Genomic DNA, 17,782 nt, shown 5'->3' on the forward strand with positions numbered 1-17,782 from the left:
CCCAACCCGCCTCCGGCGGCGAGGGAGCGCCCCCTTCTGTGCGGGTCGCTGGTCATCGCTCCGCGGCGGTGGGCAGGGGGCCGAACTCCGAGAGGAGGCCGCGGAGGTCGGGGGCGGCTTCGGGGTGGGCGGCGATGAGTCGGCGGAAGCGGCCCTGCCACTGGGCGCGCAGCTCGGCGAGGGTGTGCTCGCTGTCGCGGGAGGGGTGCAGGTCGGCCGCCGCGGCCTCCCGCTGGTCAGCGGTTAACTCGGAGGCGACCGCGTCCGCTTGGTCGGGTTGGAGCGCCTGCCAGAACCGGATGACGGCGCCGCGGACCGCCTGCCAGGTGTCGGCGGCCATCAGAGTGACCAGTGTGGTGCCGGCTTCTTGCGTGAGTGCTGTGATTTCCGGGTCCACTGCTCTCCTGATCGTGTCGTTCGCAGTCGTGCGATTGCCGTGCTTTCTCTCAAGAGGATCGCATAAATCGCAGGTGGGGTAAGGCGATTCGGCGGTGCGTACGAGATGGCCTGTTTCTTTCGGAATCAACCAAAAACAATATTGCCCCTTTGGGGCCGGTGCTACCGTGGGCGGGATACCGGAATGTGCAGGTCGAACTCGGTCCGAGGGGGCAACTGCGACAAGTCCGTGGGACGCAGATCCGGATACCGGTTTTCGGCGGCGGTTGGGCAAGTCCCCCCAGGAGTTGGGCGTCACCTCCGACAGCCCCGACTGCCCCGACCTGTGGGAACTGGAGAACGGCGACATCGCCGTGATCGGCCGCGACCTGTCCGCGTCACTCGGTCAACGGCTACCGGCCGGCGTCTCGTTGGGGGCGGACGAGCGGCTGGTGGTGATCCCGCGGAGTATGCTCGTCGCGGCGAAGCCGGACATCCCCGGTGTTTGACTCGTTCGCCGCCGCCAGGCCCGAGCGGCTCGACCGGCCCGCGTACCACGCGGAGTTCTACCGGATCTTTTCGAGCGGAATCCGGCATATGAACAAACTGGAGCGCGGTCAGCACTTCAAAGAGCGGGGCTTCGCCAGTTGGGAGGCGTTCGCCGCCGGTGAATGGGACGCGGCGATCCGGCTCATCGAGGACCGCCGCGACAGCTACGCCGAACAGGTGCGCGAGGCACGCCGCCTCGGGGTCCTCCAGCGCCGGCCGCGGGTGGTGGAATTCCCGCTGACGCCCTACCTGCAATGGGAGTTGTACGTCCTACGGGTGCGCACCCAGGTGGGCGACCCGATCCGGATTCTCGACGCCCGCACCATCGCCGCCATCGAGCAGCGCCACCCCGTACCCGAAGTCGTCGTCCTCGGGGACGTCGCCATGTTCGAGGTGAAGTACGACGCCGACGGCAACGCGGACGGCGTCAACCGCTTCACCGACCCCGCCCTCATCGCCGAGACCTCCGCGGGCTTCGACACCCTCTACGCCCGCGCGGAGGAGTACGACGCCTTCTTCGCCCGCGAGGTCGCCCCGCTGCCCGCCCCGGCCACGACCCCGTAGGGACCCGGCCCGGCCCTGGGGTCGCGACCCTAGAGCCGGGTCGCGGTGCGGACCAGGGCCGCGAGGGGGCGGGAGTGGGTGTGCGGCGGCCAGGCGATGACCGTGATGACCTTGGGGGCGTCGACGAGGGGCACGGCGGTGAGGTCGTCGAGGAGGTGGGTGCGGGAGGACTCGGGGAGGATGGCCGCGGCCCGGCTCAGGGAGATGAGTTGGAGCAGTTGGGTGTGGTCGCGGACCTGGGGTCCGGGCCCGTCGGGGAAGGTGCCCTCGACGTCGGGCCAGCGGGGCAGCGGCAGGTCGGGCAGCGCGGCGACATCGGCCATCCGCAACTCGGTACGGGTGGCGAGGGGATGCCCGGCCGGGAGGACCACCACCTGCTCCTCGGAACGGAGTTTCTCCGTGTCGAACCCGGCCGTCGAGTCGAACGGCAGGTGCAGCAGCGCCACGTCGGCCCGCCCGTCGCGCAGCAGCCGCTCCTGCTCGCCCGGCCCGCACAGCACGACGTCCACGGGCACCGCGTCGGGCTCGGCCGCGTAGGCGTCGAGCAGTTTCGCCAGCAGTTCGTTGGACGCCCCGGCCTTCGTGACGAGCACGACACCCGGACGGCCGCGCACGGCAGCCGCACGCCGGGCCCGCCGTTCCGCGGCGTCGACCGCGTCGAGCGCCGCCCGCGCCTCCCGGAGCAGCACCGCCCCCACCTCGGTCAGCGCGACACCGCGGCTCGTACGCTCCAGCAGCGGCGCCCCGAGCCGCCGCTCCAGCCGCTGGATCGCCCGCGACAACGGCGGCTGCGCGATCCCGAGCCGCCCTGCCGCCCGCCCGAAGTGCAGTTCCTCCGCGACGGCGACGAAGTACCGCAGCTCCCGCGTCTCCATACCGCCAAGGTACCCGACACGCCGCCGGCGCGGACCGAAACGCCAGCGATGAGCTGCGGCCATACCCGTGCGGTATCGCTTCCCACCTACTTGGTCTTGGCGCCCGGGCCCGGGTGCGGAGCACGCTGGAAGACATGAGCGAAGAGACGAACGGACCCGTGAACGGCCAGGAAGGCGGCCACGACGGCGGCCAGGACGGCAGCCGGACGATCGCGCTGGTCACCGGCGCGAACAAGGGCATCGGATACGAGATCGCGGCCGGCCTCGGCGCCCTCGGCTGGAGCGTCGGCGTCGGCGCCAGGAACGACGAACGCCGGGAAGCCGCCGTACAGAAACTCCGGAAGGACGGCGTGGACGCGTTCGGCGTCCCGCTCGACGTGACCGACGACGCGAGCGTGGCCGCCGCCGCCCGCCTGATCGAGGAGCGCGCCGGCCGCCTCGACGTCCTCGTCAACAACGCCGGCGTGACCGGCGCCGCGCCGCAGACGCCCACCACCGTCGCCCTCGACACCGTACGGACGGCCGTGGAGACCAACGTCATCGGCGTCCTCCGCGTCACCAACGCGCTGCTGCCGCTGCTGCGCCGCTCGGCGTCGCCGCGGATCGTGAACATGTCCAGCAGCGTCGGCTCCCTCACCCTCCAGAGCACGCCCGGCGCCGAGGTGGGCCCGATCTCCGCGGCGTACTCGGCGTCGAAGACGTTCCTCAACGCCGTCACCGTCCAGTACGCCAAGGAGCTGGCGGACACGAACATCCTGATCAACGCGGGCTGCCCCGGCTACTGCGCGACCGACCTCAACGGCTTCCGCGGGGTGCGCACCCCCGAGCAGGGCGCCGGGATCGCCATCCGGCTCGCGTCCCTCCCCGACGACGGCCCGACCGGCACCTTCTCCGACGACGCCGGCGTGGTGCCCTGGTAAACGGTCCCTGGTACACGGCCCCCGCGAAACGCACGGGCGCTGACGGTACGGCCCGTGCCAGGATGCTCCGCATGTCAGGACGCGCGCTGAGTTTCGGAGCGACGGCGGAGGCGTACGAGCGCTTCCGCCCGGGGTACCCCGACGAACTGGTCGACGTGGTGGCGGAGTTCGCGGGCCGACCGGTGCGCACGGCACTGGAGATCGGTGCCGGGACCGGCAAGGCCACCCGCCTGTTCGCCCGCCACGGCATCGCCGTCACCGCGACCGAGCCCGACGGCGCGATGCTCGCGGAGCTGCGCAAGCACGTGCCGGCACACGTCCGTACGGTGCGGGCCGCGTTCGAAGAGCTGCGACCGGGCGGCGCGGGCGGCGGCGAAGGTCAGGGCGAGGGCGGCGGCGAGGGCGGGGCCAGGACGTACGGCCTGGTCTACGCCGCCGCGGCCCTGCACTGGACGGACCCGGACGGCCGCTGGCCCCGCGTGGCCGCGCTCCTCGAACCGGGCGGCGTGTTCGCCTCCTTCGGCGGGCCGGTCGAACTGGCCGACCCCGCCCTGGCGGAGGCGATCCGCGCCGCCCGCGCACCGTTCCTGGACAGCGACGACATCCCGTCGCCCGACGGCACACCCCCGGACCACGCCATGCAGTGGCCGGGCACCGAACTCCAACGGTCCGCGTGGTTCGAGGACGTCCAACAGGTCTTGATCCGGAGGCGCTTGACGATGAGCGCCGACGACTACCTCGGCCACCTCTCGACCATCTCGGCCTACCTGATGCTGCCCGCCCCGGAACGGGCCCAGGCGTTCCGCGCGATCGGCCAGGTCCTCCCCGCGACGGTCGGGATCGCCGCGGACATCACCGCCCACCTCGCCCGCCGCCGCCCCGGCCCCGCGGCGCCGAAACCGAGTTGAGGTCCGGCGCCCTCCTCGGGTTTCCTGTGCTGATGGCCGACCTCCGCCTGCGCATCCACCAGCCCGCCGACGAGGCCGCGTTCCTCGACTGGCAGCACGTCCACAACACGATCATCCCGACGCACGTCCTGTCCCTGGCCGACGTACGGGACCGGTCCCGGCGCCACCACCTCGAAGTCGCCTACCTCGACGACGTGTTGGTGGGATGCAGTACGGTGCGCCCGCCGGCGGACGACACCCGGACCGCCACCGTGATCGCCCGCGTGCTGCCTCCGTACCGCCGCCGCGGGTTCGGCGCGCGGCTCTACGCGCGAGGGCTCGACCGCGCACGCGAGCTTGGAGCCGAGGTGGTCGAGACCGTCGTGCTGTCCTCCAACGAGGACGGACTGCGCTTCGCCTCGCGGCACGGCTTCGCCGAGATCGAGAGGTACCTGCTGCCCGGCGACACGATTCCCTGGATCGACCTCCGCCTCAGCTGACGCCGGCCTGCCCGCGGCCGGTGGAGAGCGGGGCGTCGGTGCAGAGTTGGGCGGCGAGGGTAGTGGCGGCCCACTCCTCCCACGCCTCGGGGGACCAGCCCCGATCGCGGACGAAGATCAGGTACAGCTCCGGGCTGAGCAGCCCGTAGAGCAGGTCGGCGGCGCGGTCGGCATCGACGTCGGGGCGGGCGTCGGGCTTGGCGGTCAGCGCCTTCGCCGCGGCGTGCTGGACGGTGTAGCGCGGGTCGGGACCGGCCGCCGGCCACTGCGCGGCGATCTCCTGGTCCGTGGCCGCCGCGGCCGCGATCACCGGCATGATCGGGGCGACACGGCCGAGGATGTCGCCTACTCCCCTGACGTGGGAGCGCAGTTGACCGGCCGCGGTGGGCTCGGCGCACGCGGCGCGGAACCACTCGCGGTCCATCGTGGCGACCGGTTCGGCGTCGCCCGCGATGGTCGTGTCGACGACGTCCTTGAACAGCCCGCGCTTGGTGCGGAAGACGAAGTACACGGTCTGGACGGCCACACCCGCGCGATCCGCCACCTCCTGCAGGCTCGTCACGCCGTACCCCTGCGCGACGAACAGGTCCCGCGCCGCCGCGACGATCTTCTCGCGGGTGCGCCGCGAGCGCTCGGCCCGCTTGTCGGGGCGCTTGACGCTTTCGCCGGTTCCCTTGACTTCATCCATGACGGGAGTCTATCTCTAGAGTCAGTCACTAGAGATGAACTCTAGTTTCGTAGAGGGGTGTGGCGATGGGCGAGACACGAACGGCCGCGGAACTCGATCAAGAGGCCGCGGTGCGCGGCTACATGGAGGACTTCTACCGGGACGGCAAGCCGCCCTGGGACTGCGGGATCACCCCGCCCGAGCTCGTGGCCCTGGTCGAAGGCCCCGACGCACTGGCGCCGGGCCGGGCTCTCGAACTCGGCTGCGGCACCGGGACCAACGCCGTGTACCTGGCCAGGCACGGCTGGCAGGTGGCAGCCGTCGACCTGGTCGACCGCGCGGTCCGGCAGGCGAGGGAGAAGGCCGCGGCGGCGGAAGTGGACATCCCCGTGCTGTGCGCGGACGCCACCCGGCTCGACGAGGTGGGCCTGCCCGGCCCGTACGACCTGTTCTTCGACCTGAGTTGCTACTGCGGGATTCCCCCGCACCGCCGCGACGCCTACGCGGCCGGCCTCACGCGGCGGGCCGCCCCCGGCGCGCATCTGCTGATGTTCGGCTACGGGCCCGGGGCCTTCGACGACCTGGTGTCCGGCGTCACCGCCGACGAACTCACCGCCAGGTTCACCGGGTGGCGGCTGGTCGACGTGACACCTGGCACCAATCCCGTCCCGACGTTCTGGTTCACCCTGCACCGACGCCGCCACGGCGTGAGCCCTGGCTGACGACCGCCGGCGGCCGGACATCCAGGACGCCCGGCCGCCGCTCTCCAACTGCCGACCTTGGCCAGGGCCAGGGTGGCGAGTCCCTGGATCGGGCTCAGCCTCACCTGGGCCCCGATCAGCCGACGGGCAGCCCGAGTTGGTCGGCCAGGTCGTCAAGTCCCTTGGCGTGCAGGTCGAACCGGTCCGACGGCGTCGGCGGGTCCCCGACAGGTCGGGCCACGTACGCGGTGCGCAGCCCGAGACGCTGGGCTCCGCGCAGGTCCCAGGCGTGGGCGGCGACCATCAGCAGCCGCTCCGGCGGCACTCCGGCCACGGTGACCGCGAGTTCGTAGACGGCCGGGGTCGGCTTGTACGTGCGCGCGTCCTCGGCGGAGAGCGCTTGGTGCCATCGCAGGCCCGCGTGGGCGTTGAGTCCCAGCAGCGCCGTCCGGCCGGCGTTGGAGAGCCCGATCAACGGGAAGTGTGCGGCGAGGCGTGCGAGACCGGCCACGGTGTCGGGCCAGGCCGGCAGCCGCCGGCCCGCGAGCGCCAGCGCGTCGACTGCGGCGGGGTCGCCGAACCCCGCCGCATCGGCGACGAGTTGAGCGGCCTCGCGGTCCAGAACGTCGCTGGCGGCGTAGGGCCGACTCCCGTCCAGGATGCGTTGCTGGGCATTCTCGATGTGGCGCTGCCACACCTGCAACAGCTCCTCGATCGCGGGATCGGCGAGTGACGGAGCGAGGTCACGGATACCGGCGCGGATACCGGCGGGTTCGTCGACGAGTGTGCCGAGCACATCGAACACCAGGGCGTCGATCTCAAGGGCGGGCATGTGCGAGGTCTCCCGAGCAGATTGGGGTCAGAGGGTGGGGAATTCGTTCGCCCGGACGGCCGTGAGGAAGGAGGTCCAGGCGTCGGGGGTGAAGGTCAGGGCGGGGCCCTGGGGGTCCTTGGAGTCGCGGACGGGGACGATGCCGGGGTGGCCGTCGGCTACTTCGATGCAACTGTCGGGGTCCGAGCCGTTGCTGTAGGACGACTTGCGCCAGGTGTACGGCATGTCACGTGCTCCTTCGACGGGGCGAGTGTCGAGCGGGACGTGGTGCTGGGAGAGAATAAGTGTGGGCGCACGCGACTTCTTTGGGTAGTCGCGTGCGCCCGTTTGGCCTGAATTGCGGTCAGGCGGTGGGGAATTCGTTCGCCTGGACGGCCGAGACGAACGACGTCCACGCGTCAGCGGTGAAGGTCAGTGCGGGGCCCTGGGGGTCCTTGGAGTCGCGGACCGGGACGACGCCGGTGAAGCCGTCGGCCACCTCGATGCAGCTGTTGGGGTCCGAGCTACCGCTGTAGGACGACTTGCGCCAGGCGGCTGCACTCAGGTCTGGGGTGAAGTGGGACATGAGACGTGCTCCTCCAGTGCGGATCGCAATAGCTCAAGGGACTCGGAGGGGGACAATGCGGAGTCCCTGAGCTGATCGTAGAGCAACCGGAGTCGCTCAACGTCCTCGATTTCCTCGATCAACTGCCCGCTCCAGTCGGTCTCTACGTACGCGACGGTCCGCCCGGTCGGCAGCCATAGCAGCTGAAGCGCGGTGTTGAGCAGGCTGTGCATACCGGCCCGGAAGGGCAGGACCTGAATCGAGATGTTCGGTTGCTGCATGGCGTCGATCAGCCGCTCCAACTGCTCGGCACGAACCGCCGGATCTTGCGGAAGTCGCCGGATCACTGACTCGTCGAGCAGCCCCCTGTAAATCGTGGGCTTCTTGCCGGTGAGGATGTCCTGGCGGTTCATCCGTGCGGCGACACCGTTGGCGAGGACCTTTTCGTTCTCCGGTTCCGCTGTTCGGAGTTGGGTCTCCGCGTACGCCCTCGTCTGCAACAGACCTGGGACGGTCGTCACGCAGAACTCCTGGATGCTGGTCGCGTCCGCCTCCACCTCCGCGAAGCCCCCGTACCTGCTCCGCTTCGCTTCCTCCTTGGCCAGCAGCCAGAGCTTGGCCACGTGCCCGGTTCCGTACACCCTGTCCAGCGCCTGCGCGGCCTCCAGGGTGCCCAGGCGGCCGCCGGTCTCCAGGCGGTGCAGGTACGACTGCTCGTAATTGCAGCGGTCGCCCAGTTCCACGAGGGTCCAGCCGTGGAGCTTGCGCAGGCGCGCGAGCTCCTCCGCGTACATACTCCGAGCGGTGATGGTAGCTTCTCCGGCGTTTTTCATCAGAAAAGAGAGCCCTTTCTCCTTGTCCTGGCACCAGGTCAAGCGGCGCACTGCGCGCGCATGATGCCAGATGGTTGCGTAGTTTTGGTCTGCCGTTTTCCGTGCATGGCTCGCCAACTAGTCCCATATGTACGGCAACGGCTCACCTCTGCCGATCGTAGAGTGCGCACGGCATTCTTGTTCACGGAACGTCAGGAATCGATCACAGAGAGACCGAACGCATGCTGTATCCGGAAGGCACGTGGGTGGTGGACACGATGACGGGAGACCTCGGCGAGGTGCTGCGGCAGACCGGTGGCCTGCTGTCCCTCCAGCGTCCCGGGCGGGGAGGGTTGTGGTCGGCGGACCCCGGAAGCGTGCGGCCGGCCACCGAACGCGACCTGCGCGCCGAGGCGTTGACGGGCACGTTCGCCGTGGCGGCAACCGGAACGAGGACGTGAGGAGTTGGGGGACATGCCGGTGCGGCGCGCGCAGCGCTTCATCTGCGGCAGGCGGACGCTGGTGCCGGACGAGCTGGTGCGTACGGTGCTGAGCCTGGTGAAGGCGGACGACGTGTACGCGTACACCCGGGAGGACATGTTCGCGACGCTGGTGTGCACGATCGAGGTGCACCGAGGGCCGATTCACTACGGTGCGGCGCTCAACCTGCGCGGGCCGGAGGCCGGGACGCTGTGGGCGCTGTGGCGGGACGGCGGCACCCCGAGCGCGGTGATCGAGATACCGGACTGCCCGGCCGGGCGGGAAGTGGACAGCCCGTGCAGCGAGTTCGAGGGGCACCCGGGCGGGCACAGCTGGGAGCTGGACGATCCGCCGCGGATAGCGACGGCGTTTCCGCTGCCACGCCGGTCGTGGATGTAGCGGCGGGACGTCCCGAACATGCGCGCGGCGAAGGGGTATCGAGCCGTGGAGCCGTCGCCGGGACGACCGTCGTCCGTGAGTCGCAGAGCCGTAGAGCGGCAGAGCCGTAGAGAAGGAACACCGCGCATGATCAGCATTCCGCCCGCACCGGCCGAGTTCCCGGAGTTACCCGGACCCGCGCGGCGGTGGACCCTCACCTCCGTCGACGGGCACACCCTCAGCGGCTATCTGCCGCCGTGGGCCGGGGACGACCCGAGCGAACACCACGTGCCCGTTGACCAGTTGGCTCATCGGCTCGCCGACATCCACCACAGCGCCCGCTTCCCCGGGCAGACCGCCACCGTCTACACCGCGGCCGACCGATCCGGGCGCCCTTCCGAGCAGGAGATCTTCTCCTGCACCCTCGACTGCACGCCCTACGCCGAACTCCCCGACCCCCGCGTGCCGGTGGCCAACGTCCATCTGTGTGAGGAGAGTTGGATCATCGACCTCGACCCGGAGGGGCTGTTGCAGGTAGCCGATCTGCTTCGCGCCCAGGCCGATCTGCTCGACCGCAAGGTGCGACCTGCTCTGATCGCGGCTCGCGAGGACTGGGCCATCGGCACTCACTCCGAGCCCCAGGGCTCGCCCTGAGTCCCTGGCCGGTGGCTCTGCCGGCGTCTGGCGTGGGCGTCCTCCAGCGCTTCCAGCGTCTGGTCCTCGCCCAGGGTGTCGCCGACCGCGCGGTAGGCGTGCCCGGCGGCGACGAGGATGGCGATGGCCTCGTCGTAGCGCCGTGCCTCCATCAGCGCGGCCCCGAGGTTGCTCAGCGCGGCGGCCTCGTCGGCGTGCGCGGCCGCCGCCCGGTGGAGGGTGGCCGCCGCGGCGAGCGCGGTGACGGCCTCGTCGTGGCGGCCCGCCCCGAGTTCGGCCAGGCCGAGGTTGTTCAGGGCGATGGCCTCGCCCTGGTGGTCGGCGGTGGCCCGGTGGACGGCGGCCGCCGCGGTGAGCGCGGTGACCGCCGCGTCGTGGCGGCTCGCCTCGATCAGTGCGGCGCCGAGGTTGGTCAGCATCGCTGCCGATCCCGTGAGGTCGCCGCGCTCATGAAGGATCTCGGCGGCGGCCGTCACGAGGGCGGTGCAGTCGTCGAAGTGCCGGCCGTGCACGAAGTACCGGGCGAGCACTGCGGCGAGGTCGGTCTCCGCGGGGTGGTCGTGGCGGGGCGCGGTGACGGTGGCCGCGGTGAGGAGGTTGGCGCGTTCGGCGTCGAGCCAGGCCACCGCCTGTGCGCGGTCGGCGAACACGTCGTCGTACGCGTGGTCGTACGGTGCGCCGTCCCGCGTCTCCCACCGGGCGTCGGCGGCCCTCGCGGTGGCGAGGTAGTGGTCGAGCAGGCGGGCCGCGGCGTCGTCGGGGTGGTCGGTCTCGGCGTGCTCGCGGCCCAACTCCTCGGCGTAATCCCTGATCTGGTCGTGCAGCCGCCAGTGGTCCCGCGACCCCGCGAGGCGTACGACGAGGTGGGCGCGGGCGAGGTCGCTCAGCAACTCCCGTGCGTTCTGCTCCTCTTGGCCGATGAGGCGGGCGGCGGCCCGGGTGGAGACGTGGGGGCCCGCGTTGAGGGGGAGGAGTCGGAAGAGCCGGGCCTGGCGGGGGGTGAGGTGGGCGTAGGCGAGGTCGAAGGCGGCGCGGACCGCCTGTTCGGAGCCGGGGTGGCGGATCGGGTCCAGCCGGGTGTGCTCGGCTCGGAGCGCGTCCGCCATCGCGGCGAGCGGCTGCGCCGGGCTCTTTGCGAGCAGGGCGGCGGTGATCCGTAGCGCGAGGGGCAGGCCGGCGCACGACTCGGCGATGTGCAGGGCGTCTTCGGGCGCGTCGTCCACACGCGTGTCGGCCGGGCCGCGTAGCTGGTGCAGGGCCTGACGCAGGACCTCGACCGAGGCGGCGGGACCGAGGGCGGCCACCTCGTGGCGCCGGGCTGCGATGTCCATCGTGCGACGGCAGGTGACGAGCGCGGCCGTGTGCGGGTCGGCCGGAAGCAGGGCGCGGGTGCGGGTCTCGCTTTCCGCGTTGTCGACGACCACCAGAAGCCGGCGGCCCTGCTCGGCGTAGGCCGCGAGCACCTCTCGGAACAGGCTTACCCGGCCCGGCAGTTGGTCCGGTATGTGCTCGGGCGGCATCCCGAGCGCCCGCAGCCACCCGTCCAGAACGCGATGCGGCACCCTGCGGCGGTCCGGGTCGGGGTCATGTCCGTCGAGATCCGTGAACAGCACGCCGCCGGGGAACCAGCCCGGCTCGGCCAGCACCCGGAGCGCCGCCTGCACGACCACTTCGGTCACCCCGACCCCGGCGAGCCCCGGTACCGCGGTGACCAGCACCACCCGTTGCCCTTCGGCCCCCCTGTCAGCGGCCGGGTCCAACACGGCCACCAACTCGGCCAACTCCGCGGCCCGCCCCGCGAACGCTCCCGAGGGAGCGGGCAGCCCCGTCGCCTCGGGCGGCACGCTCCCGGCCAACTCAACGGTGACAGGGCGGCCTTGGACCACCACGTCGAAGAGCACCCCGCCCCCGTGGGCGCCGCCCTCCCCGCTGTCGCCGCCGCCGTCCTCGGAGTTCGTGACCTTGTCCGCGGAATCCACAACCGCCCCCCGTACGACGTACCGCTCCCTCAGCACCCGAACCACCCCACAGCCAATCTACGGCGTACCCGTTGGATGCGAGCCCGGAGCAGCACCGCGACGAGGACCGCAGCCGTCGGCGGCCCAGCAGCCCGGCCGGGCTCAGTCGGTCTTCTTGATCACCCGGGCGGGCACTCCCGCGACCATGGTGCCGGCAGGAACATCACGAGTGACCACCGCGCCGGCGGCGACCACCGCACCGGCACCGATGGTCACCCCCTGCGTGATCACGGCAGCCGTCCCGATCCAGACGTCGTCCTCGATGACGATCGGGGCGAAGGAGAGGTACTCGCGGCGCTCGGCCAGGGGCAGCGGATGGCCGCCGGTGATGAGGCTGACCTTCGGGGCGATCATCACGCCGTTCCCGATACGGATGCCTCCCTTGTCCATGAAGGTGCATCCCTGGTTGACGAAGACGTTCTCCCCGAACGTCGTGTTCAGCCCGTACTCGGTGAAGAACGGTGGGTAGATCGTCACCGATTCCGGCAGCGGGCCACCGAACACAACGGAAAGTAGTGCCGTGCGACCTTCGCCGTCGCTGAACGGAAGCACGTTCAGTCGAGACGTCGCATCGGTCACCTCCACGATCCGCTCCACGTGACGCGCGAACTCAGGCGTACGGACATACATGACCTGCTCTGTGCGGGTTGACATGCGCTGATCCCATCACCGCGCGGAACGCTCGATCAAACAACTCCGCACCACACCAGACACAACCTTTGGTTGTGGAAGTAGGGTGGGAGGCGTGGACGTTGAAGCGCTGCGGACGTTCGTGGCCGTCGCTGAGACCGGCCAGTTCCAGGCTGCGGCCGATGAGCTGGGGATCAGTCAGCAGGCGGTCTCCAAGCGGATCGCGGCCCTGGAGAGGCACACCGAGGTCCCGCTCCTGGTGCGGACCTCCCGAGGCTCGCGGCTGAGCCTGGACGGGCAGGTCTTCCTGCCGCACGCCAAGAAGGTCCTGGTGGCCATCGAGCAGGCCGAGCAGGCCGTGCGCCCCGGAAGCCGTCCCTTGCGCGTCGATGTCCTCAATCGGCGCATCTCCCCGGCCCGGGCCGTCTACCGGTTCTACCGCTCCCACCCCGAGACCGACCTGGACGCGGTCACGCTGAGCGACGAGAACGCCGCCCAGGCCGCCCACGCGGTGCTCGAAGGGACCATCGACGCGTCCTTCCGTGCCCTGCCGGCAGACCAGGTCCCGGCCGGGATCAGCGCCGAACGGCTCCTGGACACACCCCTGGAGCTCCTGGTCGGCCCCGGCCACCCGCTGGCTGACGCGCCCTGGGTCAGTCCTGCGGACCTGGCCGGCCACCGCATCTGGATTCCCGGGATCAGGCTCGGCACGGAGTGGGCGGCGTTCTACCAGGCGATGTCCGAGACCTTCGGCCTGAGTATCGACGCGCTCGGCCCCCACTTCGGTGACGAGGCCCTGATGGACGCGCTCGCCGCCCCGGCCTCGCCGGCCACCCTCGTCGGCAGCGGGGACCGGTACCTGTGGCCCCAGAACCACGACCTACGGCGCATCCCGTTGCACGACCCGACCCCGGTCTACCCGCACGTGCTGCTGTTCCGCAGCGGAGACCGGCACCCTGTGCTGAGCGCGCTACGCGACCATCTGCGCACCGCGGGCCCGCGAACCCCGCACGACGTGTGGGCGCCGGACTGGATGGACCGCTGACCTGACGACCGAATCAACAGACACGTGAGGGTCGGCGGTCGCTGCGGAGTGTGCGCAGGGCACGGGGTCGGTGCCGGCCTGGCGGCGCGCCCGGACGGTGCCGCGTGGCCGCGGCGACCAGGTCGCCGCGTTCGGGTTCGGGCCGGTTCAGGGCCCGCGCGCGCCGTCATCCGCGGTGGTGGAGCGTCCCGTCACCGTCGCGGTACTAGGGTCTGTATGGAGTTGTGATCAAGACTGTGATCCGAGGTGTCGGATCCAGAGCAGGCCGGCGCATAATTCGAGTCCGGCCTGGTAGCTTCCAGGCTTTTTGTCGTAGCGGACGGCGAGGCCGCGCCAGTCCTTGATCTTGTTGATGGTGCGTTCGACGCTGTTGCGGAGCTTGTACAGCTCCTTGTCGTAGGTGACGGGCCGTCCGCCACGTGAGCCGCGCTTCTTGCGGTGGGCGGCCTGGTCCTTCTTCTCGGGGATGACCGCTTTGATCCCGCGTTTGCGCAGGTGAGCACGGTTCTTGCGGGAGGAGTACGCCTTGTCGCCGGCGACTGCGCCGGGCCGGGTGCGGGGTCGGCCGACCGGGCCGGGGACGCGGATCTTGTCCAGGACGGGGATGAACTGCGGACTGTCTCCCGCCTGACCTGCGGTGATCTTGAGCGAGAGGGGCAGGCACTGCGGAACGCAGGACAGGTGCGTCTTCGTGGTCAGTCCGCCGCGGGAACGCCCCAGGTCAGCGGCAGCGAGCCGGACTCTGCGGCGACGCCTCACGCGCCGTCGTTCCTCCCGCTCCAGACCTATCTGCCCGTCTTGTTCCCCGCTGGCTCCCCTTTTTCAGCGGCGGCCTTCTCCAATGCGTCCAGAGTCCCGGGCTCCATGATCATCCCGGCGGCATCATGATGGGCCCTCGCCGTGGTCGAGTCCACGCTGACCAGCGACAAGTCCACCAGGCCCCGCCTCGCCGCCTCGGCGATCGCACCCTGGAACACCGCAGTGAACACCCCGGCATCCCGCCACTGCCGAAACCGGCCGTACACGGTGGACCAGTGCCCGAACCGCTCGGGCAACTCCCGCCATTTCGCCCCGTTCCGAAACCGCCACACGACGCCCTCGAAGTGCGCCCGCAGGTTCTCCGGATACGGACCGTACTCACCGACCGGCAGAAACGGGGAGACGAACTCCCACTCGGCATCCGAAAGTTGAGGTCGAGACACCCTACCGTTCTACCCCAAGGAGCCCGGCCCTCCCAGGCCGGGACCCCACGAGATCACAACTCCACACACGCCCTAGATCAGCCCCAGATCGCGGGCCCGCGCACCCGCCTGGAAACGGGAGTCCGCCCCCAGCGCGGACATCAGCTCCGCGACCCGGCGCCGATACGTGCGCACCCCGAGGCCCAGCACCCGGGCCGCCGTCTCGTCCTTGCAGCCGGAGGCGAGCAGTTCGAGCACCCGCGGCGCCATCTCGCGCAGCTCCGCGTGCTGCACGTCGTAGACCGCGAGATCGGTCGCCGACCGCCAGGCCGCCTCGAACAGCGAGGTGACGTTCTGGACCAGCGTCGGCTCGGAGACCACGCTGTAGCTGCGCCGTCCCGCGCCCAGATCGCCCGCGAGGATGGCGAACCGCTGGTCGATGATGATCGTCTCGTTGATGGTGTCCGCCGTGATGCGGACCTGCGCGTCCGGAGAAGCCGCCACGGCCCGCAGATGCCGGGCCATCGGCGGGCTCATCAGCGCGCTCGGCTGGTACAGCTTGCGCAACCGGGGATGCGTATCGGGCAGCCGGCCGGGAAACTCCTGACCGAGGGCCCAGGTGTTGAGGTCGCGCGCCGCGCACCACAGCTCACCGGCCGTGGCGAACAGGTGGTGCGTGCGGGCGAAAACCTCCGCCTCGCCGCGCAGTACGCGCACGCCGCTCTCCACGCTCATGGCCCCAGTGTTCCCCGACCGCCCCCGACTCGCCAGGGGAGGCAGGAAGTTGCCATTCCCGGCAGCGCGGGACCTCCCGGGCAAGACTTCATCCCATGACAACGACCAACGCCGGCGCCGCCGGCACCTGGACGCTCGGCGACCGCACCGTCCACCGACTCGGCCTCGGCGCCATGCGCCTGATGAGCAAGGCCGACGGCAGCCCCAGCGACCGCGCGCAGGCCATCGAGGTGTTGCGGCAGGCGGTCGAACTGGGCGTCAACCACATCGACACCGCCGCCTTCTACTTCGCCGGACCGCGCTCCGCCAACGAGCTGATCAACACCGCTCTCGCCCCCTACCCGGACGACCTGGTCATCACCACCAAGGTCGGTCCCGGCCGCGACCCGTCCGGTGCCTTCCTCGGGGCCCACACCAAGGAGGAGCTGCGCGGCCAGGTCGAGGAGAACATCCGCCAACTCGGCCTGGACCGCCTTGAGGTGGTCAACCTCCGCATCGGCGTCGGCCTGGAGCGCGGTGAGGGCTCCCTCAAGGAGCGCTTCGAGGCGCTGGCCGAACTGCGGGAGGAGGGCCTCATCCGGCACCTGGGCATCTCCAACATCGGCCTCGAACACCTGGAGGAGGCGCTGGCGATCGCCCCGGTGGTGTGCGTGCAGAACCAGTACGGGCTCGCCACCCGCCGCGAGGACGACGCGATCCAGCAGGCCTGCGCCGAGCGGGGCATCGCCTTCGTGCCGTTCTTCTCCGTGGGCGGCGCCCCCGGCGGTGCCGCGCCCTCCGCCTCGGGCTCCGCGACGGAGGCGGACCGGGCCCTCGCCGACGTCGCCGAGCGCCACGGCGCCTCCCCCTCCCAGATCCGCCTCGCCTGGACCCTCCACAAGGGCCCCAACGTGCTGGCCATCCCCGGAACCGGCGACCCGGCGCACCTGAGGGAGAACGTGGCAGCCGCCGGCCTGCGCCTGTCGGAGGAGGACCTGGCCCGGCTCGGCTAGTCGGATGGCCCGGTGAGCAGCGTCGCCAGATGGGCGGCGAATGCGGTGATCCGGTCCAGCTCCGGACCACCGCGGGCGATCCGGAACCCGTGCCGCAGGCTCCAGAACGTGGCCTGGACGGCGTGCAACTGCGCCCAGCGCGCGACGCGTTCACGATCGAGTTCGGCGGCCTCGGCGAAGACGTCGAGCGAGCGGTGGACGGCCTTGCGGAGGTCGTCCGCCTCGATCAGCCGCAGGGCGAGCGCCTTGAGCAGCGTGCCGCCGTCGTAACCGCGGTCTCCCGCGTACCCCTTGGGATCGACGGCCAGCCAGGGCTCGCGGTCCGCGCGCAGGATGTTGCCGGGGTGCAGGTCGCCGTGAATGAGGGTGTCCGGCTGGTCGCGGCCCAACTCGCGGACGGTCGCGACGGTGGCGGCCACCACGTGGGGAGGCAGCAGGTGCGCGAACTCCGCAGCTTCCTGGTGGAGTTCCCGCTCCCAGGTGTCGGCTTGCCCGCGCAGCCGGGGCAGTTCGGGCGGTGCGGGCACGGCCAGTCGCAGGCTGAGCCGACCCGCGACCGTCACCACCTCGTCGACGTCCTCGATCTCCGCGAGGGTCGAGGTACGGGCCCGCTCCAGCAGCATCGCGAAGCGCTCGTCGTCGCGCTCGTGCAGCAGGACGGCGCCGTGCCCGCGCCATGTCGCGAACGCGTCGGGCTCGTGGACGTTGCCGGGGTGCGGGAAGGACACCTTCAGCACCGCGGGCTCGCCGTGGTGCCGGCGTACCGGGGCGATCAGGCCGACGCCGCCGTGCAGGAGCGGGCCGTCCGGTGCGCACGCCCAGCGCTCCAGCAGGTCGTCCACGATCGCGGGCAGCTCGGCGAGCCAGGCCGATCCCCGGGCGCCCTCGCGGGCGACGGTGCTCTGCGTGAATTCCTCCGGTATCGCGGTCATTCGGGCACCCTATGCGGTGGTCCGGGTGCGGGGAGCCGTGACGGCGTCGGTGGTGGCCTCGTCGGTGGTGGCCTCCGCGGCGGGGGCGAGGACCGCGGTGAGGTAGTCCGTGATGGCGTCGCGGTTGCGCGTGAGGGTGGCGATGCGGGCGGTCATCCGGTCGCGTTCGGTCTGGAGGGTGGAGACGATCTCCGGGGTGGCGTCCGGGATGTGGATGACGGACGGCTTGGTGAGGCACGGCAGCAACTGCTTGATGATGCGGGTGGGCAGACCCGCGTCCAGGAGCCCGCGGATGTGCAGAATGGTGTCCACGAGGGCTTCGGGGTAGTCGCGGTAGCCGTTGGCGCAGCGCGGCACGTGGATCAGGTCCTGCTCCTCGTAGTAGCGCAGCAGGCGGCGCGGGGTGTCGGTGCGGGCGGAGAGTGCGCCGATGCGCATGTGGGGTGCCTCACAGGGTCGGGGGACGGGCCGGGTTGACCTTCACACTGATGTGAGGGTTTGACCATAACCG

At 71.1% G+C, this 17,782-nt stretch carries 23 protein-coding genes and 1 pseudogene; 11 read left to right on the forward strand and 13 right to left on the reverse strand.

Annotated elements, in window-relative coordinates; translation table 11 throughout:
- Window positions 1-52: 52 nt before the first annotated feature.
- The gene (locus OG370_RS21825; RefSeq protein ID WP_328466800.1) at window positions 53-340 is read right to left on the reverse strand and encodes a hypothetical protein; all 288 of its coding nucleotides are present in this window, start codon (window positions 338-340) and stop codon (window positions 53-55) included.
- Between the two features lie 322 nt (window positions 341-662).
- Between OG370_RS21825 and OG370_RS21830 the strand changes: the two genes are divergently transcribed.
- Both OG370_RS21830 and OG370_RS21835 read left to right on the forward strand, forming a co-directional pair.
- Window positions 663-884: a hypothetical protein gene (locus tag OG370_RS21830; RefSeq protein ID WP_328466802.1), complete on the forward strand. Its 222-nt coding sequence runs from the start codon at window positions 663-665 to the stop codon at window positions 882-884.
- Window positions 877-1,488 (forward strand): DUF6879 family protein, encoded by a 612-nt coding sequence (locus OG370_RS21835; RefSeq protein WP_328466804.1) that lies wholly within the window; start codon window positions 877-879, stop codon window positions 1,486-1,488. The genes OG370_RS21830 and OG370_RS21835 overlap by 8 nt, the downstream gene beginning before the upstream one ends.
- A gap of 29 nt (window positions 1,489-1,517) precedes the next feature.
- Here OG370_RS21835 and OG370_RS21840 read toward each other — a convergent pair whose 3' ends face one another.
- Window positions 1,518-2,363, reverse strand: coding sequence for a LysR family transcriptional regulator (locus OG370_RS21840; protein ID WP_328466806.1), 846 nt, complete (start codon window positions 2,361-2,363; stop codon window positions 1,518-1,520).
- Between the two features lie 134 nt (window positions 2,364-2,497).
- On the opposite strand from OG370_RS21840, the gene OG370_RS21845 reads away from it, so the two are divergent.
- The 3 genes from OG370_RS21845 to OG370_RS21855 all read left to right on the forward strand — a co-directional run bounded on the left by OG370_RS21845 (window position 2,498) and on the right by OG370_RS21855 (window position 4,670).
- Entirely contained in the window at window positions 2,498-3,283 is a 786-nt protein-coding gene (locus OG370_RS21845) for an SDR family oxidoreductase (RefSeq protein ID WP_328466809.1), read from the forward strand.
- Between the two features lie 71 nt (window positions 3,284-3,354).
- On the forward strand, window positions 3,355-4,191 hold the full coding sequence (locus OG370_RS21850) for a class I SAM-dependent methyltransferase (protein ID WP_328466811.1): 837 nt from the start codon (window positions 3,355-3,357) through the stop codon (window positions 4,189-4,191).
- Window positions 4,192-4,223: 32 nt separating this feature from the next.
- Complete coding sequence (locus tag OG370_RS21855) at window positions 4,224-4,670, forward strand: GNAT family N-acetyltransferase (protein WP_328466813.1); 447 nt, start codon at window positions 4,224-4,226, stop codon at window positions 4,668-4,670.
- On the opposite strand, the gene OG370_RS21860 is transcribed toward OG370_RS21855, so the two are convergent.
- Window positions 4,663-5,358 (reverse strand): TetR/AcrR family transcriptional regulator, encoded by a 696-nt coding sequence (locus OG370_RS21860; protein ID WP_328466815.1) that lies wholly within the window; start codon window positions 5,356-5,358, stop codon window positions 4,663-4,665. The genes OG370_RS21855 and OG370_RS21860 overlap by 8 nt on opposite strands.
- A 65-nt stretch (window positions 5,359-5,423) precedes the next feature.
- On the opposite strand from OG370_RS21860, the gene OG370_RS21865 reads away from it, so the two are divergent.
- Complete coding sequence (locus OG370_RS21865) at window positions 5,424-6,059, forward strand: class I SAM-dependent methyltransferase (protein ID WP_328466817.1); 636 nt, start codon at window positions 5,424-5,426, stop codon at window positions 6,057-6,059.
- Window positions 6,060-6,174: 115 nt separating this feature from the next.
- Here the strand turns inward: OG370_RS21865 and OG370_RS21870 are convergent, their stop codons facing one another.
- The 4 genes from OG370_RS21870 to OG370_RS21885 all read right to left on the reverse strand — a co-directional run bounded on the left by OG370_RS21870 (window position 6,175) and on the right by OG370_RS21885 (window position 8,298).
- Window positions 6,175-6,870, reverse strand: coding sequence for a haloacid dehalogenase type II (locus OG370_RS21870; RefSeq protein WP_328466819.1), 696 nt, complete (start codon window positions 6,868-6,870; stop codon window positions 6,175-6,177).
- 27 nt (window positions 6,871-6,897) lie between these two features.
- A complete protein-coding gene (locus OG370_RS21875; RefSeq protein WP_328466821.1) occupies window positions 6,898-7,095 on the reverse strand; it encodes a DUF397 domain-containing protein in 198 nt (65 codons plus the stop codon).
- A 118-nt stretch (window positions 7,096-7,213) separates the two neighbouring features.
- Window positions 7,214-7,435 carry a DUF397 domain-containing protein gene (locus OG370_RS21880; RefSeq protein ID WP_328466823.1) on the reverse strand — a complete coding sequence of 74 codons (222 nt, stop codon included), beginning with the start codon at window positions 7,433-7,435 and terminating at the stop codon, window positions 7,214-7,216.
- Window positions 7,411-8,298 (reverse strand): helix-turn-helix domain-containing protein, encoded by an 888-nt coding sequence (locus OG370_RS21885; RefSeq protein WP_328466825.1) that lies wholly within the window; start codon window positions 8,296-8,298, stop codon window positions 7,411-7,413. Before OG370_RS21885 ends, OG370_RS21880 begins: the two co-directional genes overlap by 25 nt.
- Before the next feature lie 170 nt (window positions 8,299-8,468).
- Between OG370_RS21885 and OG370_RS21890 the strand changes: the two genes are divergently transcribed.
- From OG370_RS21890 to OG370_RS21900, 3 genes are all read left to right on the forward strand, one after another.
- Complete coding sequence (locus OG370_RS21890; protein ID WP_328466827.1) at window positions 8,469-8,687, forward strand: hypothetical protein; 219 nt, start codon at window positions 8,469-8,471, stop codon at window positions 8,685-8,687.
- 13 nt (window positions 8,688-8,700) lie between these two features.
- Window positions 8,701-9,105 carry a hypothetical protein gene (locus tag OG370_RS21895; protein WP_328466829.1) on the forward strand — a complete coding sequence of 135 codons (405 nt, stop codon included), beginning with the start codon at window positions 8,701-8,703 and terminating at the stop codon, window positions 9,103-9,105.
- Between the two features lie 126 nt (window positions 9,106-9,231).
- Window positions 9,232-9,738, forward strand: a complete 507-nt coding sequence (locus OG370_RS21900) for a DUF6907 domain-containing protein (RefSeq protein WP_328466830.1) — start codon at window positions 9,232-9,234, stop codon at window positions 9,736-9,738.
- On the opposite strand, the gene OG370_RS21905 is transcribed toward OG370_RS21900, so the two are convergent.
- Window positions 9,711-11,717, reverse strand: coding sequence for a tetratricopeptide repeat protein (locus OG370_RS21905; RefSeq protein ID WP_328466832.1), 2,007 nt, complete (start codon window positions 11,715-11,717; stop codon window positions 9,711-9,713). The two genes, OG370_RS21900 and OG370_RS21905, sit on opposite strands and share 28 nt — an antisense overlap.
- A gap of 141 nt (window positions 11,718-11,858) precedes the next feature.
- Window positions 11,859-12,386, reverse strand: a complete 528-nt coding sequence (locus OG370_RS21910) for a DapH/DapD/GlmU-related protein (RefSeq protein ID WP_328466834.1) — start codon at window positions 12,384-12,386, stop codon at window positions 11,859-11,861.
- Window positions 12,387-12,501: 115 nt separating this feature from the next.
- Here OG370_RS21910 and OG370_RS21915 point away from each other — a divergent pair, with 115 nt between their 5' ends.
- Window positions 12,502-13,431 (forward strand): LysR family transcriptional regulator, encoded by a 930-nt coding sequence (locus OG370_RS21915; protein ID WP_328466836.1) that lies wholly within the window; start codon window positions 12,502-12,504, stop codon window positions 13,429-13,431.
- A gap of 228 nt (window positions 13,432-13,659) precedes the next feature.
- Here the strand turns inward: OG370_RS21915 and OG370_RS21920 are convergent.
- Both OG370_RS21920 and OG370_RS21925 read right to left on the reverse strand, forming a co-directional pair.
- A pseudogene (locus OG370_RS21920) lies at window positions 13,660-14,633 on the reverse strand (IS5 family transposase).
- A gap of 72 nt (window positions 14,634-14,705) precedes the next feature.
- Complete coding sequence (locus OG370_RS21925; RefSeq protein WP_328466838.1) at window positions 14,706-15,347, reverse strand: DNA-binding response regulator; 642 nt, start codon at window positions 15,345-15,347, stop codon at window positions 14,706-14,708.
- A gap of 95 nt (window positions 15,348-15,442) precedes the next feature.
- On the opposite strand from OG370_RS21925, the gene OG370_RS21930 reads away from it, so the two are divergent.
- Entirely contained in the window at window positions 15,443-16,339 is an 897-nt protein-coding gene (locus tag OG370_RS21930) for an oxidoreductase (protein WP_328466840.1), read from the forward strand.
- Here the strand turns inward: OG370_RS21930 and OG370_RS21935 are convergent.
- Together OG370_RS21935 and OG370_RS21940 are read right to left on the reverse strand one after the other, a co-directional pair.
- Window positions 16,336-17,271, reverse strand: coding sequence for an aminoglycoside phosphotransferase family protein (locus tag OG370_RS21935; protein ID WP_328466842.1), 936 nt, complete (start codon window positions 17,269-17,271; stop codon window positions 16,336-16,338). The two genes, OG370_RS21930 and OG370_RS21935, sit on opposite strands and share 4 nt — an antisense overlap.
- Before the next feature lie 9 nt (window positions 17,272-17,280).
- Window positions 17,281-17,709, reverse strand: coding sequence for a MerR family transcriptional regulator (locus tag OG370_RS21940; RefSeq protein ID WP_328466844.1), 429 nt, complete (start codon window positions 17,707-17,709; stop codon window positions 17,281-17,283).
- Window positions 17,710-17,782 lie beyond the last annotated feature (73 nt).

Source organism: Streptomyces sp. NBC_00448 (genome assembly GCF_036014115.1).
In the GTDB taxonomy this organism is placed as follows: domain Bacteria; phylum Actinomycetota; class Actinomycetes; order Streptomycetales; family Streptomycetaceae; genus Actinacidiphila.

What these genes read in the sequence shown, in the direction of transcription:
- OG370_RS21825 (WP_328466800.1), bottom strand. Translation starts at nt 340, where the DNA reads ATGGCCGCCGACACCTGGCAGGCGGTCCGCGGCGCCGTCATCCGGTTC.
- OG370_RS21840 (WP_328466806.1), bottom strand. Translation starts at nt 2,363, where the DNA reads ATGGAGACGCGGGAGCTGCGGTACTTCGTCGCCGTCGCGGAGGAACTG.
- OG370_RS21845 (WP_328466809.1), top strand. Translation starts at nt 2,498, where the DNA reads ATGAGCGAAGAGACGAACGGACCCGTGAACGGCCAGGAAGGCGGCCAC.
- OG370_RS21850 (WP_328466811.1), top strand. Translation starts at nt 3,355, where the DNA reads ATGTCAGGACGCGCGCTGAGTTTCGGAGCGACGGCGGAGGCGTACGAG.
- OG370_RS21855 (WP_328466813.1), top strand. Translation starts at nt 4,224, where the DNA reads ATGGCCGACCTCCGCCTGCGCATCCACCAGCCCGCCGACGAGGCCGCG.
- OG370_RS21860 (WP_328466815.1), bottom strand. Translation starts at nt 5,358, where the DNA reads ATGGATGAAGTCAAGGGAACCGGCGAAAGCGTCAAGCGCCCCGACAAG.
- OG370_RS21865 (WP_328466817.1), top strand. Translation starts at nt 5,424, where the DNA reads ATGGGCGAGACACGAACGGCCGCGGAACTCGATCAAGAGGCCGCGGTG.
- OG370_RS21870 (WP_328466819.1), bottom strand. Translation starts at nt 6,870, where the DNA reads ATGCCCGCCCTTGAGATCGACGCCCTGGTGTTCGATGTGCTCGGCACA.
- OG370_RS21875 (WP_328466821.1), bottom strand. Translation starts at nt 7,095, where the DNA reads ATGCCGTACACCTGGCGCAAGTCGTCCTACAGCAACGGCTCGGACCCC.
- OG370_RS21880 (WP_328466823.1), bottom strand. Translation starts at nt 7,435, where the DNA reads ATGTCCCACTTCACCCCAGACCTGAGTGCAGCCGCCTGGCGCAAGTCG.
- OG370_RS21890 (WP_328466827.1), top strand. Translation starts at nt 8,469, where the DNA reads ATGCTGTATCCGGAAGGCACGTGGGTGGTGGACACGATGACGGGAGAC.
- OG370_RS21895 (WP_328466829.1), top strand. Translation starts at nt 8,701, where the DNA reads ATGCCGGTGCGGCGCGCGCAGCGCTTCATCTGCGGCAGGCGGACGCTG.
- OG370_RS21900 (WP_328466830.1), top strand. Translation starts at nt 9,232, where the DNA reads ATGATCAGCATTCCGCCCGCACCGGCCGAGTTCCCGGAGTTACCCGGA.
- OG370_RS21910 (WP_328466834.1), bottom strand. Translation starts at nt 12,386, where the DNA reads ATGTATGTCCGTACGCCTGAGTTCGCGCGTCACGTGGAGCGGATCGTG.
- OG370_RS21925 (WP_328466838.1), bottom strand. Translation starts at nt 15,347, where the DNA reads ATGAGCGTGGAGAGCGGCGTGCGCGTACTGCGCGGCGAGGCGGAGGTT.
- OG370_RS21930 (WP_328466840.1), top strand. Translation starts at nt 15,443, where the DNA reads ATGACAACGACCAACGCCGGCGCCGCCGGCACCTGGACGCTCGGCGAC.
- OG370_RS21935 (WP_328466842.1), bottom strand. Translation starts at nt 17,271, where the DNA reads ATGACCGCGATACCGGAGGAATTCACGCAGAGCACCGTCGCCCGCGAG.
- OG370_RS21940 (WP_328466844.1), bottom strand. Translation starts at nt 17,709, where the DNA reads ATGCGCATCGGCGCACTCTCCGCCCGCACCGACACCCCGCGCCGCCTG.